We start from the raw sequence: 16183 nt of genomic DNA on the forward strand, positions 1-16183 counted from the left end.
TTTCAATTTTTACTAATTTTATGTCAAATTTAAAGAACGTACAGCCATTGGCAGACTTCAACTGGGACGAGTTTGAGAATGGAAGTAGCTTGAACGTAAGCAAGCAGGAGCTTGAGAAGGCTTATGACGAAACACTTAACAAGGTATCTGAGCACCAGGTAGTTGAGGGTACTGTAATCTCTATCGACAAGAAAGAGGTTATCGTAAACATCGGTTACAAGAGCGACGGTATCATCCCTGCATCTGAATTCCGTTACAACCCGGAGCTGAAGGTAGGCGACAAGGTTGAGGTTTATGTAGAGAACCAGGAGGACCGCAAGGGTCAGCTCGTACTCTCTCACAAGAAGGCTCGTCTTAGCAAGAGCTGGGAGCGTGTTAACGCAGCTCTTGAGAACGAAGAAGTTATCCAGGGTTACATCAAGTGCCGCACTAAGGGTGGCATGATCGTTGATGTATTCGGAATTGAGGCATTCCTCCCGGGAAGCCAGATTGACGTTCACCCAATACGCGACTACGACGTATTCGTAGGCAAGACAATGGAGTTCAAGGTTGTTAAGATCAACCAGGAGTTCCGCAATGTAGTTGTTTCTCACAAGGCTCTCATCGAGGCTGAGTTGGAAGCACAGAAGAAGGAAATCATCGGCAAGCTCGAGAAGGGTCAGATCCTCGAGGGTACAGTTAAGAACATCACATCTTACGGTGTATTCGTTGACCTCGGTGGTGTTGACGGTCTCATCCACATCACAGACCTCTCTTGGGGCCGCGTAAGCGATCCGCACGAGGTTGTAGCACTCGACCAGAAGATTAATGTTGTTATCCTCGACTTCGATGACGAGAAGAAGCGTATCGCTCTCGGTCTGAAGCAGCTCACTCCGCACCCATGGGATGCTCTTGACGAGAACCTCAAGGTAGGTGACCACGTTAAGGGTAAGGTAGTTGTTATCGCTGATTACGGCGCATTCGTAGAGATCGCTCCGGGCGTTGAGGGTCTTATCCACGTTTCAGAGATGAGCTGGAGCCAGCACCTCCGTTCAGCACAGGAGTTCCTCCACGTAGGCGACGAGGTAGAGGCAGTTATCCTCACACTCGACCGCGCAGAGCGCAAGATGTCTCTCGGCATCAAGCAGCTCAAGGAAGATCCGTGGGAGGCAATCGAGGTTAAGTACCCGGTAGGCAGCAAGCACACAGCTAAGGTTCGCAACTTCACTAACTTCGGTATCTTCGTAGAGCTCGAGGAAGGTGTTGATGGCCTTATCCACATCTCAGACCTTTCTTGGACAAAGAAGGTTAAGCATCCGTCAGAGTTCACACAGGTTGGTGCAAACATCGACGTTGTAGTTCTCGAGATCGACAAGGAGAACCGTCGTCTCAGCCTTGGTCACAAGCAGCTTGAGGAGAATCCTTGGGATACATACGAGACTATCTACACTCCGGGTTCTGTACACACAGGCAAGATTACAGAGATGATGGACAAGGGCGCTGTTATCACTCTCAACGAGGGTGGTGAGGGCTTCGCTACTCCTAAGCACCTCGTTAAGGAGGATGGCACACAGGCACAGCTTGGTGAGGAGCTCGAGTTCAAGGTAATCGAGTTTGTTAAGGAGACAAAGCGTATCATCCTTTCACATAGCCGTACATTCGAGACAGCTAAGGACGAGGTTAAGGCACCGCGCAAGCACAACACAGCTAAGAAGGAGTCTACTCCGGTTATCAACAACGTAGCTGCCAGCACAACTCTCGGTGACCTCGACGCTCTCGCAGAGCTCAAGGCTAAGATGGAGAAGGGCGAATAATCGTAACTCAAATCCATAAACATAATAAGAAGGCGACTGCTTAATGCAGTCGCCTTTTTTACCTTTTAAGCACACCTGCATTTTGTTAATGCGTGTTAACACATGAAAATACAGCCTTTTGTAGAGTTATATTTCAAATAAAATCAGTAACTTTGCAACATAATAATCCAAAACACTTACGTTTCTCTTCTGAAACGTAGTTTCTCAATTAATTTTTATTATGTATAGCAAAGACGAATTATCAGATAAGAATACTTCTGAATTGCAGGATATTGCAACCGGCTTGGGTCTTAATGTTCAGGACTACACCAACAACGATGAATTGGTGTATGCAATTCTTGACAGACAAGCAGAAGTTGAAGGCAACAAGAATCCTTTAGGAGGTACTAAGCGTCGCCGTACCCGTATCGTCAAGAAAGATACAGACAAAGTGTACACCGTGAACGGTTCGGAAGGAGAGAATTTCGACATAAAGAAAAACAAGACTGCAACAACCAGCAATACAGAACAGCCCAAAACAGTAGAGCCCGAAGAGGTTTCTCCAAGCGAAGAAGACATGTCACTTGAAGAACAGCTCAAGGCTATTCCGAAGCATCGCGGCCGCAAGTCGAAAAAAGAACTCGAGCTGCTGTCTGCTTTAGAAGCACGCAAGCAGCAAACACCCGCAGAAGACGCGATGGAAGAAATGGTGTCTGCAGAAGAAAATAATATTGTTGCAGACGAACCGCTCCCCTACGCTCCTACCGATGAATACACAGACAACGGCAACACGGAGAATGATGATACAGACGATTTCATTGTAGACACCGTCAAATCTGACGATATTATTCCAGAAGAAGCATTCCATGGCGATACTCAGACAGAAGGCAAGCTCCCTGACCCAGGCTTGTTGGAGCAGTTGCAGGCAAAGATAAACGCCCACAACTCTTCTAACGAAGAAGAGCAGGAAATGCCGAACGACATGTATTGGGATGGCGACCCTGCTGACGGAACCGACTTCATTACAGTTGTAGACCTGCCTATTGAGGATCAGGGTGTTGTGCCGACATACGACATGTTCGACAACCCTACCAACAACAATATTCAGCAAGAGCAGGCTCCTACATATCAACAGCAGGAACCCGCTGCTCCACTCTTCGACTTCACAGACCTTATTACAGCCAATGGCGTTCTCGAAGTGATGCCCGACGGATATGGTTTCCTGCGTTCAAGCGACTATAACTATCTGTCATCTCCTGATGATGTGTACGTTTCTACACAGCAGATAAAGTGCTACGGGCTCAAGACCGGTGATGTCATTGAATGTCATGTACGTCCGCCGCACGACGGCGAGAAGTATTTCCCGCTTACAAGCATCGACCTTATAAACGGCAGAGAGCCTATGGATGTGCGCGACCGCATTGCATTCGAGCACCTCACTCCGCTCTTCCCTGACGAGAAGTTCAATCTCTGCGGCGATAAGGCTACAACAAACCTGAGCACACGCATCGTAGACATATTCTCGCCTATCGGCAAAGGTCAGCGTGCACTCATTGTCGCACAGCCAAAGACCGGTAAGACAATCTTGATGAAGGACATTGCCAACGCCATTGCGGCAAACCATCCTGAAGCATATCTCATGATGCTTCTCATCGACGAGCGTCCTGAGGAGGTTACAGACATGGCGCGCACAGTAAATGCAGAGGTTATCGCCTCTACATTCGACGAGCCGGCAGAGCGTCATGTGAAGATTGCAGGCATTGTGCTTGAGAAGGCAAAGCGTATGGTAGAATGTGGTCACGATGTAGTCATCTTCCTCGATTCTATCACTCGTCTTGCACGCGCTTACAACACCGTTTCGCCCGCATCAGGCAAGGTGCTCACCGGTGGTGTTGACGCAAATGCGCTCCAGAAGCCGAAGCGCTTCTTCGGTGCGGCACGTAACATAGAAGGTGGCGGATCGCTCACAATCATCGCAACCGCACTCATTGATACCGGTTCGAAGATGGACGAAGTTATCTTCGAGGAGTTCAAGGGTACGGGCAACATGGAGTTGCAGCTCGACCGCTCACTCTCCAACAAGCGTATATTCCCGGCTGTCAACCTTGTTGCTTCAAGTACACGTCGAGACGATCTGCTTCAGGACAAGACCACACTCGACCGTATGTGGATTTTGCGCAAGTACATTGCCGACATGAACCCGATAGAGGCAATGAACACCATACACGACAGTATGAGCAAGACGCGAGACAACGAGGAATTCCTGTTATCTATGAATTCTTAAAATGGAGAAATATATTGAAATCAAGGGTGCACGTGTCAACAATCTGAAGAACGTGAGCCTAAAGATACCACGCGATAAGTTTATCGTTATTACCGGAGTCTCTGGCTCCGGTAAATCGTCGCTGGCTTTCGACACATTGTATGCCGAAGGTCAGCGACGTTATGTTGAATCGCTATCATCCTATGCCCGCCAGTATTTGGGCAGAATGTGCAAGCCGGAATGCGATTTCATTAAAGGCTTGCCCCCTGCGATAGCCATCGAACAGAAAGTAATTTCACGCAATCCGCGAAGCACCGTTGGCACAACCACCGAGATTTACGAATATCTGCGCCTGCTCTTTGCTCGCATCGGCCACACCTTCTCGCCGATTAGCGGCAACGAGGTGAAGATGCACACCGTAGAAGACGTGATAGAATGCACACGCCAATACTCCGAAGGCACAAAGTTCGCCGTACTCAGTCCGCTCACATTGGTGAAGGACCGCGACATCGCTACTCAACTTTCTTCGGAGATAATGCAAGGCTATTCACGCATATTCTACAAGAACGAGTTCGTAAGAATCGACGATTTCATCGCTGATACCAAGACTTTGAAGACGACCAACGTTGCAGACATATTCATTCTTATCGACCGAATGAGCGTCAGCAGCAACAAAGATGCCATCTCCCGCCTTACCGACTCTGTAGAGACCGCTTTCTACGAAGGCAACGGCAGTTGTCGCATCGTTTTCTTCCCTGCAAACATCGTTTACGACTTCTCTACAAGGTTCGAAGCCGACGGTATGACGTTCGAGAAACCAAACGACAATATGTTCTCGTTCAATTCGCCGGCTGGTGCGTGCCCCGAATGTGAAGGCTACGGCAAGATTATCGGCATCGACGAGTCGCTCGTGATACCCAACTCCTCGCTTAGCGTATACGACGGTTGCGTGCAATGCTGGCACGGCGAAAAGTTGGGCATGTGGATGAAGGAGTTCTGCCGACGCGCTGCAAAGGACAACTTCCCTATCTTCACGCCCTACTTCGAACTGACCGCAGCACAGAAAGGCATGCTTTGGCACGGTCTGCCGTCTGACAAGCATCTAAGTCCAAGAGAGCAAGTAAGCATTGACGCCTTCTTCCAGATGGTAAAGGAGAACCAGCATAAGATTCAGTATCGCGTGCTGCTCAGCCGCTATCGTGGCAAGACGATATGCCCGAAATGTCACGGCACACGTCTGCGCCCAGAGGCTACGTGGGTGAAGATTGGAGGCATGAGCATAACCGAACTTATCGAGAAGCCGGTAGACAACCTGAAGGCATGGTTCGACAACCTCGTGCTTGAAGGCAACGAGAAGAAGATTGCCGAGAGACTGCTGCACGAGATAACCAGCCGACTGCAATTCCTACAGGACGTAGGCTTGGGCTACCTCACGCTCAACCGCCCGTCTAACACGTTGAGCGGTGGCGAGAGCCAACGCATCAACCTCACGACAAACCTTGGAAGTTCGCTCGTAGGTTCGGTATATATCCTCGACGAGCCAAGCATCGGCCTGCACAGTCGCGATACCGACAAACTCATACACGTGCTACGCGAACTGCAGAAGCTGCACAACACCGTGATCGTTGTGGAGCACGACGAAGAGATTATGCGCGCAGCCGACTATATCATAGACGTAGGTCCAGACGCCGGTCGTCTCGGTGGCGAGATTGTGTTTGAAGGTTCGGTGAAGGAGATTCTCGACAAGTCAAACAACAAACTATCAGACCCATCAGAAGGCAAAGTGAGCCACACCGTGCGCTATCTTACCGGTCAGGACGTGATTGAAGTTCCGCAGTCGCGCCGCCCTTGGAACATGTCGGTAGACATAAAGGGCGCACGCATGAACAACTTGCGCGGCATCGACGTGAAGATTCCGCTGAACGTGATGACCGTAGTCACCGGCGTGAGCGGTTCGGGCAAGTCGTCGCTGATAAAAGGCATACTCTACCCTGCCCTCAAGCGCCATCTCAACGAGGTGGCTGACATGCCGGGCGACTACTCTTCGCTCGAAGGCGACTGGAACAAGCTGGCGCACGTAGAGTTTGTAGACCAGAACCCGATTGGCAAGAGTACACGCTCTAACCCTGCTACATACGTGAAAGCCTACGACGCCATACGCCAACTCTTTGCCGACCAACCGCTCGCAAAGCAGGAGGGATTCACGGCGCAATACTTCTCGTTCAACGCCGAGGGCGGCAGATGCGAGGAGTGCAAGGGCGCAGGAGTGGTGACTGTAGAGATGCAGTTCATGGCAGACTTGGTATTGGAGTGCGACGCCTGTCACGGACGCCGCTTCAAGAAGGATATTCTCGACGTGCGTTACCATGGCAAGAACATATATGACGTACTTGAAATGACCGTTTCTGAGGCAATAGCATTCTTCACCGAGCACGGCAACAACATCATCGTTACGCGTCTGAAGCCGTTGGAAGATGTCGGTCTGGGATACATCAAACTTGGACAGAACTCGTCAACGCTCTCAGGCGGTGAGAACCAGCGCGTGAAGCTCGCCTACTTCATCAGTCAGGAGCGCCAGGAGCCTACGATGTTCATCTTTGACGAGCCAACAACGGGCTTGCACTTCCACGATATCCACCGCCTACTCGATTCGTTCAACGCCCTTATAACACGAGGACACACGGTCGTGATAATCGAGCACAACCTCGACGTAATAAAGTGCGGCGACTACGTTATCGACTTGGGACCTGAAGGTGGCGACAAGGGCGGCAATATCGTATGTTGCGGCACGCCGGAAGACATAGTGCGTTGCAAAGAGAGCCTGACGGGATATTATCTGCGCGAAAAGCTCACAAACAATAAAGTCTGAGCACAAGAACACAAACATTCTGTCAAAGGAACAGCTACACATTAGCTGAACAAATATTAGTGGACACCGAACGCAATCTGATCGGACACCGAACGCAACCCGATCAGATTCCGAACGCAATCCGATCAGACGGCGGACGCAATCCGATCGGACACCGAACGCAATCCGATAAGACACCGACTGCATATAGATAGTTTGCGGTCGGTGTTTTTTTATATCTACAAACTTAAAAGCGTAAACCAACTGGCAAACAAAGACACAATATATAGCCGCAAAGGAAATAAACGTTAAAAAATTACTACACCAATTGAAAAAACACAGGCAAATAGGCTTGCAAGTAAAGATTTTTATGTAAGTTTGCATACGACAAACAATAAACCTAAAGCTATGATATACGTAACCTTACCTACTACCACGGAAGAAAAGCGATTAACGTACTATCTTGCTATGGAGGAATACGTTGCACGACACATGAAAAGCGACGATTATTTCTTTATGTGGCAAGTCACCCCTACCGTTATATTTGGACGTAATCAGCTCATTCAGAGCGAAGTAAACCTGGAATACTGCCGCACACATGGCATAAACACATTCCGCAGAAAAAGCGGAGGAGGCTGCGTATATGCCGACAAGAGCAACATTATGTTCTCGTACATCACGCATGACGAGAACGTGAACCTCACGTTCAGCAAATACATAGGTATGGTTGTCGAAATGCTGCGCAAGCTCGGAGTGCCGGCTACAGCAAGCGGACGCAACGACATCATGATAGGCGACCGCAAGGTGTCGGGCAATGCGTTCTACCACATCCCGGGCCGCAGCATCGTGCACGGCACTATGCTCTACGACACCAACATGCAGAACATGGTGGGCGCCATCACGCCGTCTGACGAGAAACTCGTGTCGAAGGGTATAAATAGTGTCAGACAGCACATCACGCTGCTCAAAGACCACATCGAGATGGATATTGAGGCGTTCAAAACATTCGTAAAGAACGATCTTTGCAGCAAAGAAGTAGTGCTCGACGAGGCTGCAATGGACGAGATTTCGCGCATCGAAGAGGAGTATCTCACACCCGAATTCATCTACGGCAACAACCCCAGATACAACATACAGCGCCAAGGTCGAATAGAAGGCGTGGGCGACTTTGTCGTGAACATCGAGATGAAGAACGACGTAATAAAGGATGTGGACATCAAGGGCGACTACTTCCTTGTGGGCGATATCGGACAGCAGGTGATAGCTCCACTCATCGACCAACATCTCACTAAAGAAGACCTGGAAGCAGCCCTGCCCGACCGCCTCGACGATGTAATTCTGAATATGAAGAAAGCCGACTTTGTCGGATTGCTACTAAATAAATAATGTATACGAATCAAACCTAAACACTACTAATATGGAAAAGAAAACATGTCTCTATGACAAACACGTGGCTCTCGGAGCCTTGATGCAACCGTTTGGCGGATTCATCATGCCTATCCAGTATTCGAACATTACTGACGAGCACAACGCTGTACGCCAGCATTGTGGCGTGTTCGACGTGTCGCACATGGGCGAAGTAACGGTTAAGGGTCCGGACGCAGAGCGCTACGTGAGCCATATCTTCACCAACGACGTACGTGGAGCTGAGCCTGGCAAGATTTTCTACGGCATGATGTGCTACGAGAATGGTGGCACCGTTGACGACCTCTTGGTTTACAAGATGGCTGAAAACGACTTCTTCCTCGTTATCAATGCTGCAAACATCGACAAGGATGTAGAGTGGATGAAGAGCCACCTGGAAGGTTTCGACGTAGAGTTCGAGAACCGCTCAGAATACTACGGACAGCTCGCTGTGCAAGGTCCGGAGGCAGAACAAGTAGTAGAGGAAGTGCTCGGATTGGAGTGCAAGGACCTCGTATTCTATACAACAAAGACCATCGACGTAGCAGGCGAGACAATCATCATAAGCCGCACCGGTTATACTGGTGAGGACGGATTCGAAATCTATGCTTCTCACGCTTTCATCAACGAGCAGTGGGATAAGCTCATGGCTTCGGGCCGCTGCAAGCCTTGCGGACTCGGCTGCCGCGACACTCTGCGCTTCGAGGTTGGTCTGCCGCTCTACGGCGACGAGCTGTCAAGCGAGATTTCGCCAGTAATGGCTGGCTTGAGCATGTTCTGCAAGCTCGACAAGCCTGAGTTCATCGGTAAGGAGGCGCTTGCCGCACAGAAAGCTGAAGGCGTAAAGCAGAAGGTTGTTGGCATCGAACTCAACGACCGCGCTATCCCACGTCACGGCTATAAGGTGCTTCACGAGGGTGAAGTCATCGGCGAGGTTACAACCGGCTACCACACTATATCTTCAGACAAGTCGGTCTGCATGGCTCTCATCGACGCACGCTTCGCAAAGCTCGGTACAGAGCTTGAGGTTCAGATCAGAAAGAAGACCTTCCCGGGCGTTGTTGTAAAGAAGAAGTTCTACGACAAGCACTACAAGAAGTAATCACATAACAATTCATAGAAGGGTATGGCATCCGTGCCATACCCACGCACCCCTATCTGCACATTCTATAATACAAAAATAAAATTTAAACTAAATAACAATTAAAAAACAAATCTATTATGGCAAAAGTTATTGAAGGACTCTTCTATTCAGAGTCACACGAATATGTAAAGGTTGAAGGCGATTTCGCTTATGTAGGCATCACCGACTATGCTCAGCACGCATTGGGCAACGTGGTTTACGTTGACATGCCAGAGGTAGACGACGAAGTTGAAGCTGATGAGGACTTCGGTGCTGTAGAAAGCGTGAAGGCTGCCAGCGACCTTATCTCTCCGGTTTCGGGTACTGTGGTTGAAGTGAACGAGGCTCTCGAGGACAAGCCAGAGCTCCTCAACGAGGATGCTTTCGAGAACTGGATCATGAAGGTTCAGATGTCAGACAAGTCTGAGCTCGACGCTCTGATGGACGCTGCTGCATACGAGGAGTTGTGCAGCAAAGAGTAACTGAAGCACATCAAATCAACCATTGTCGAGCTTAAAACTCGACAATAAACCGATCAAACTATGAACTTCAAATTTTTTCCACAGACCAAGGAAGAAATAGAACAGATGCTCAAGCAGGCCGGCATGAATTCGCTCGACGATCTCTATGCCGACGTGCCTGAGCAGATTCGCTTCCGTGGTGAATACGATTTGCCCGAGCCGATGAGCGAAACAGAGATTCGCTCGCTGTTCGAGAAGCTCGGTGAAAAGAATCGCCGACTTACTGTGTTTGCTGGAGCAGGATGCTACGACCACTACACACCGGCTGTAGTGCCGAACATCATCTCGCGCTCAGAGTTTCTCACAAGCTACACTCCGTACCAGGCTGAGATTTCGCAGGGTACACTCCACTATATCTTCGAATACCAAAGCATGATGGCAGAACTCACCGGCATGGATGTTTCAAACGCATCTATGTACGACGGTTCTACCGCTACGGCTGAGGCTGCAATTATGGCTCTTGCTTCTACAAAGAAGACTGACACGGTGCTTGTATCGGCTTCGGTAGACCCGAAGGTGCTTAATGTAGTGAAGACTTACGCTCACTTTCACGGCTTCAACGTGGAGCTTATCGCAGAAAACGACGGTGCTACCGACAAGGAGCAGATGGACGCCCGCCTCGAAAAGGGCGGCGTGGCTGGCGTAATCGTTCAGCAGCCTAACTATCACGGCATTGTTGAAGACTTCAGCGGCTTTGCCGATTCATGTCATGCACATAAGTCGTTGTTCATCGTGAACAGCGTGGCTGCCGACCTCGCATTGCTTAAGACTCCAGGCGAATGGGGTGCTGACGTAGCAATAGGCGACGGACAGTCGTTGGGCATTCCGATGTCATTCGGAGGTCCGTCTGTAGGCTATATGTGCTGCACCGAAAAGCTCATGCGCAAGATGCCGGGCCGTATCGTTGGCAAGACTGTAGACAATCGCGGACAGCGCGTGTTCGTTCTCACATTGCAGGCTCGCGAACAGCACATCCGCCGTCAGAAGGCAACATCGAACATCTGCTCTAACGAGTCGCTCATGGCTCTCTTCGTTACTATCTATATGTCTGTAATGGGCAAGGAAGGTGTGAAGGAAGCTGCGCAGATGTCATACGACGGCGCTCATTATCTGCATGACGCTTTGATTGCAACTGGTTTGTTCTCAGATAAATACGAGCGTCCGTTCTTCAATGAGTTCTGCGTTAAGTACAACGGCGATGTCGACCGCTTGCAGCAGCGTTTCATCGAGAACGGCATCTTAGGCGGTGTGAAGGTTGACGCTGACACATTGATGTTTGCCGTTACCGAAAAGCGCACGAAGGAAGAAATTGATAAACTCGTTAATATTGCAAAGGAGGAAAAGCTATGAACAATCGTCTTTATGGAAACTTGATTTTTGAGTTGTCTAAACCCGGACGCCGTGGCTATTCGCTCCCAAAGAACGAGTTCGGACACCATGAGGTGCCGGCTGAAATGCGTCGTTGCGAAGATGCTAAATTGCCAGAGTGTGACGAACTGACCGTGGTACGCCACTATACCAATCTTAGCGCAAACAACTTCGGCGTTAACAACGGCTTCTACCCTCTCGGTAGCTGTACTATGAAGTACAACCCTATCATCAATGAGGAGATAGCTGCTTTGCCGCAGTTCGCAGCATTGCACCCATTGCAGCCAGAGGACACATGTCAGGGAGCATTGCAGGTATACTATGATATGCAGAAGGCTCTCTCTGCAATAACCGGTTTGGAGGAGTTCACACTCAATCCGTTTGCTGGTGCTCACGGCGAGCTTACCGGTTTGATGGTCATCCGTGCGTATCATCAGAGCCGTGGCGACTTGAAGCGTACAAAGGTTATCGTGCCCGACTCGGCTCACGGCACAAACCCGGCTTCGGCTGCTGTCTGTGGCTTGGAGATTGTAGAAGTGAAGTCTACAGCTCAAGGCGTAGTTGACGTTAACGACCTTCGCGGTCTGCTCGACGACACCGTAGCTGCTGTGATGATGACAAACCCGAATACATTGGGACTCTTCGAGCGCGAGATACCTGAGATACAGAAACTCGTTCACGAGTGTGGCGGCTTGATGTACTACGACGGAGCAAATCTCAACCCGATGCTTGGCGTTTGCCGTCCGGGCGATATGGGCTTCGACGTTATGCACATCAACCTGCACAAGACATTCTCTACACCTCACGGCGGTGGCGGTCCTGGTTCAGGTCCGGTCGGCGTGCGTAAGGGATTGGAACAGTTCTTGCCTGTACCGAAGGTTGAGAAGGTGGGCGATCGTTATCGCATCGTAACAACAAATGGTCAGGACTTCAACGTGCATGTTGGCGAGTTCTTCGGCAACTACGCAGTTATGCTCCGCGCATACACATACATCCTCACTCTCGGCAAGGAACACATCCGCATGGTTGGTCCGCTTGCTACACTCAATGCCAACTATATCAAGGAGGCACTTAAGGATGTATACGAGTTGCCCATACCGACAGTCTGCAAGCACGAGTTCGTATTCAACGGCTTGAAGGACAAGTCAACGGGTGTGACAACAATGGACGTAGCAAAGCGTTTGCTCGACTATGGTTATCACGCTCCTACGATCTACTTCCCGTTGCTGTTCCATGAGGCAATGATGATTGAGCCGACAGAAAACGAAAGCAAGGAGACGCTCGACGAGTTCATCGCTGTTCTGCGTAAGATTGCAGAGGAAGCAAAGACAAAACCGGAAGAGGTGAAGACAGCTCCGCACAACACTCCTACCGGTCGTGTTGACGACGTGCTGGCTGCTAAGCAACCGATACTTACTTGGAAGCAGCTTTCCAACTAATTAACCATAGAGGGTGTGCTAAAATAGAACATAAGTCAAATAGGGCTCAGCCCGATATATTCTATTTTGGCACACCTTTTTTAAATATAAACTGTAAACAAAATGACTAAAACAGATCTTATCATTATAGGTTCGGGCCCCGGAGGCTATCGTGCTGCGCACTATGCTGCGCAACATGGACTCACCGTGACCATCATTGAAGCAGCCGAGGCTGGTGGCACATGCTTGAACCGCGGCTGTATACCAACAAAGACTCTCTGTCGAAACGCAGAAGTTGTAGACACCATGCAGCATGCTGACGTATTCGGCGTAGCGCTTGACGGTTTCCAACTTCAATTCCCGAAGGTTATTGAGCGCAAGCAGCAGGTTGTTGAACAGCTGCGTAGCGGCATCGAGACGCTGATGCTGACTCCTGGCATTACTTTCGTTCGTGGCTTTGCTCACTTCAAGGATAGCAAGACTGTTGTTGTAGGCGAAGAAGAGTATACTGCCGACAACATTATGATAGCTACGGGCAGCGACTCAAAGTGTCCGCCTATTGAAGGCACAACATTGCCGGGCGTTATCACCTCTACAGAACTTCTCGACATCGACCATATTCCTGAGCGCTTGTGCATCATCGGCGCAGGAGTTATCGGCATGGAGTTCGCTTCTGTGTTCAGCAGTTTCGGTAGCAAGGTGAGTGTGATTGAGTTCCTCAAGGAGTGTTTGCCGGTTCTCGATTCGGACATCGCAAAGCGTCTGCGCCAAACTATCGGCAAGCGCGGCGTAGAGTTCTCTATGCAGTCGGCTGTTAAGTCAATCGCAGAGACAACTACAGAGGATGGTAAGCGCCAGCTCACAGTAACGTACGAGAAGAAGGGCAAGCCTGCGCAGGTGGATGCAGACGTTGTGCTCATTGCAACCGGTCGCAAGCCGAACATCGAAGGTCTTGACCTGGAACTCGCTGGTGTTGAATACTCGCCGAAGGGAATCGCAGTGGACGATGATTTCCGCACAAATGTTGAAGGCATATACGCAATAGGCGACGTGAATGGTCGTTGTATGCTCGCTCATGCAGCAACATTCCAGGGTCTGCATGTTGTGAACAAGATTCTCGGTAAAGAAGACGATATCAAGTTTGACATTATGCCGTCTGCTATCTTCACTTATCCCGAAGCTGCAAGTGTAGGAAAGAGCGAAGATCAGCTGAAAGCGGAAGGTTGCGAATACGAATGCCGCAAGGGTTTCCACCGTTCTAACGGCAAAGCTCTCGCAATGAACGAAACAGATGGTATGGTGAAGTTGTTTGTCGACAAGGCAGACGGAAAAATTCTCGGTTGTCATGCTTTCGGAGCACATTCTTCCGACATGGTGCAGGAGATTTCGGCTCTCATGAATCAGGGCGCAACCATTACAGACCTCGCCAACTGTATCCACATACATCCCACTTTGGGCGAGATTCTGCACGATATTGCTTTATAACAAAAGACATCATCGAACAAATCGATACAAAAAATGAATGAGGCTATAGGACAATGGTTCTATAGCCTCATTCTTTTTTCAAAATTAGTCTACCCTACTTAATGCAGTCGGTCGTATTATCTGTTTGTTACCACAACCTTCTTGCCGCTGACGATATACACGCCTGGTGTCAGATTCTGAAGGTTGTCACCAACATAAACGCCATTGATATTATAGACCTTTTGACTATTCGACAGCGAATTAACTTCAACGTCAACAATACCATCAACGATGGTTTCTGTATCATAACTCAACACCTTACCTACTGCTTTTCTTGGAATGATGAAATACACTCTTGTGCCCTTCATTCTGTGATCATCTTCAGAAGGTCTGAAGAACGTATTGTTGTCGCCAAGGAACAGATTCGTACCATCGGGATTCAATACGGTTGCCTGATATGTGCCCTTCATGAAATATCCATCTGCACCAACCTGCAAATCAGGATGTGCAGCCATATCAATCTTCACGTTTTTAAAGAGAAGACTATCAAGAGTCTTATTGGGCTTTATCAGATATGGAACACCAGCCGCCAAATCGTCAACATGCTTGAAGTACATAACCGTTCCATCCTCCATGTGGTCGAATGTTCTCAATTCTACTTTCTTGCCTCCAAAGACCTCAACCAACTGCTCCTTCGCAACGTTGAAAGGCAAACAAATAGTGTACCATGTATCATCAGCAACAAACGATCTCTTCAATTTGAAATGCACGGCAGTCTTATCGTACTCCTTAATCTTGGCATCAGCCTCAAAGTCAGTATCAGAAATCTCAAGAGAAGGCACTGGGTTTATGAATATCTCGATCTTTTTGATGTAGCAGATACTTGTACTAGTAATAGTAAACGGCTTAGAATCAGGTATTGTCTCTGTAAATTCATACTCATTGAGGGCTGTGAGAGTTCCTTCACCATTCTTAATATAGTTGGTTTGTGCCGCACTTGAAATATATGGTCTGCTTCCATTATACTTTTGTTCAAAGACAACTCTTACTACATACCCATTAGGAGCTAAAAACTCTGGACTAGTTACTTTTGCGTCACCTGATATAGATGTCAAAAATCCCTTATTTACTCTATGCTTGTAAAAACAATATATTTTAAATTTATATTCTTCTCCATTATCAGACATAAAAATACAGTTTTGAGGCAAAGCATGATTATCTGAATTCTTAGGCATATTATAGAATGCTTCATTTTCAGCCGAGAACACAATTGTCGCCTCACTCAATCTGTCTTGGTATGTCAGAGTATATGAACCTTCCGACTCCTTATACAAGTCCGAGCCAGCATATTTTGCAGTTATTGTTGTCGTGCCAAACTCTTTCAACGTGATTTCACCAGTATACTTATTAACCGATGCTACCTTCTCATTGCTACTTGAATATGAAAGTTTTGCATCAGCAATAGTCTCGCCCTTTTGACGTGTCACACTTGCTGTAGGCAAAGAATACTCCTTACCTTTATATATTGTCAAATCCTTTGAACTGAACGTCACAAAAGTAGTTTGCTTTATTGCTGATTGCGAGCCATCGGCTTTATATATTGCAAGCATTCGTCGAGAAGCATCGTGATAAGTGTAATCATAGCATGAGAAGCCAGTACCCTCTGCAAAAAGAAACGCTTTCTTTACTTTATTTTCAAATACTATTTCAGCATGTGTTTTATCTATTGCTATAGTAGCCATAGATGTATTATCAGGAATTGATTTTAAAGCTGTAACATTAGCTGAAGAAGGTGTTGATCCGTTAGACAAATAGAACCCATCAGCTGTCTTCAGATAGTAATACTTCGTTGAAGTAGTCTTTTCAAGTGTAAGAATTGTAACGATATTACTTGTTGTAGCAACACCATTATCAATAAGAATATCGGTAAAGTTAAAATATTTCACACCATTTTTAATTTAACTAATCACTAAATGACTATCAAATAGAAGTTTTTCAATTA

The 16183-nt window shown here is 48.3% G+C and carries 10 protein-coding genes; 9 read left to right on the top strand and 1 reads right to left on the bottom strand.

Features of this window, described 5'->3' with window-relative positions; genetic code table 11:
- Positions 1 to 20 precede the first annotated feature (20 nt).
- From rpsA to lpdA, 9 genes are all read left to right on the top strand, one after another.
- On the top strand, positions 21 to 1793 hold the full coding sequence (gene rpsA, locus KTQ90_RS07180) for a 30S ribosomal protein S1 (RefSeq protein WP_022159086.1): 1773 nt from the start codon (positions 21 to 23) through the stop codon (positions 1791 to 1793).
- A gap of 220 nt (positions 1794 to 2013) precedes the next feature.
- Positions 2014 to 4056, top strand: coding sequence for a transcription termination factor Rho (gene rho / locus KTQ90_RS07185; protein ID WP_217317770.1), 2043 nt, complete (start codon positions 2014 to 2016; stop codon positions 4054 to 4056).
- Position 4057: 1 nt separating this feature from the next.
- Complete coding sequence (gene uvrA, locus KTQ90_RS07190) at positions 4058 to 6904, top strand: excinuclease ABC subunit UvrA (protein WP_217317771.1); 2847 nt, start codon at positions 4058 to 4060, stop codon at positions 6902 to 6904.
- 387 nt (positions 6905 to 7291) lie between these two features.
- The gene (locus KTQ90_RS07195) at positions 7292 to 8269 is read left to right on the top strand and encodes a lipoate--protein ligase (RefSeq protein ID WP_217317772.1); all 978 of its coding nucleotides are present in this window, start codon (positions 7292 to 7294) and stop codon (positions 8267 to 8269) included.
- 31 nt (positions 8270 to 8300) lie between these two features.
- The gene (gcvT, locus tag KTQ90_RS07200) at positions 8301 to 9389 is read left to right on the top strand and encodes a glycine cleavage system aminomethyltransferase GcvT (protein WP_022159090.1); all 1089 of its coding nucleotides are present in this window, start codon (positions 8301 to 8303) and stop codon (positions 9387 to 9389) included.
- A 119-nt stretch (positions 9390 to 9508) separates the two neighbouring features.
- Positions 9509 to 9892, top strand: coding sequence for a glycine cleavage system protein GcvH (gene gcvH / locus KTQ90_RS07205; protein ID WP_022159091.1), 384 nt, complete (start codon positions 9509 to 9511; stop codon positions 9890 to 9892).
- 60 nt (positions 9893 to 9952) lie between these two features.
- Positions 9953 to 11281 carry an aminomethyl-transferring glycine dehydrogenase subunit GcvPA gene (gene gcvPA, locus KTQ90_RS07210; RefSeq protein ID WP_217317773.1) on the top strand — a complete coding sequence of 443 codons (1329 nt, stop codon included), beginning with the start codon at positions 9953 to 9955 and terminating at the stop codon, positions 11279 to 11281.
- Positions 11278 to 12738, top strand: a complete 1461-nt coding sequence (gene gcvPB, locus KTQ90_RS07215; protein ID WP_217317774.1) for an aminomethyl-transferring glycine dehydrogenase subunit GcvPB — start codon at positions 11278 to 11280, stop codon at positions 12736 to 12738. The genes gcvPA and gcvPB overlap by 4 nt, the downstream gene beginning before the upstream one ends.
- Before the next feature lie 102 nt (positions 12739 to 12840).
- A complete protein-coding gene (gene lpdA, locus KTQ90_RS07220; RefSeq protein ID WP_217317776.1) occupies positions 12841 to 14202 on the top strand; it encodes a dihydrolipoyl dehydrogenase in 1362 nt (453 codons plus the stop codon).
- A gap of 116 nt (positions 14203 to 14318) precedes the next feature.
- On the opposite strand, the gene KTQ90_RS07225 is transcribed toward lpdA, so the two are convergent.
- Positions 14319 to 16127, bottom strand: a complete 1809-nt coding sequence (locus KTQ90_RS07225) for a hypothetical protein (protein ID WP_217317778.1) — start codon at positions 16125 to 16127, stop codon at positions 14319 to 14321.
- Positions 16128 to 16183 lie beyond the last annotated feature (56 nt).

Origin of the sequence: Leyella stercorea, assembly GCF_019052365.1 — a bacterium.
In the GTDB taxonomy this organism is placed as follows: Bacteria; Bacteroidota; Bacteroidia; order Bacteroidales; family Bacteroidaceae; genus Prevotella.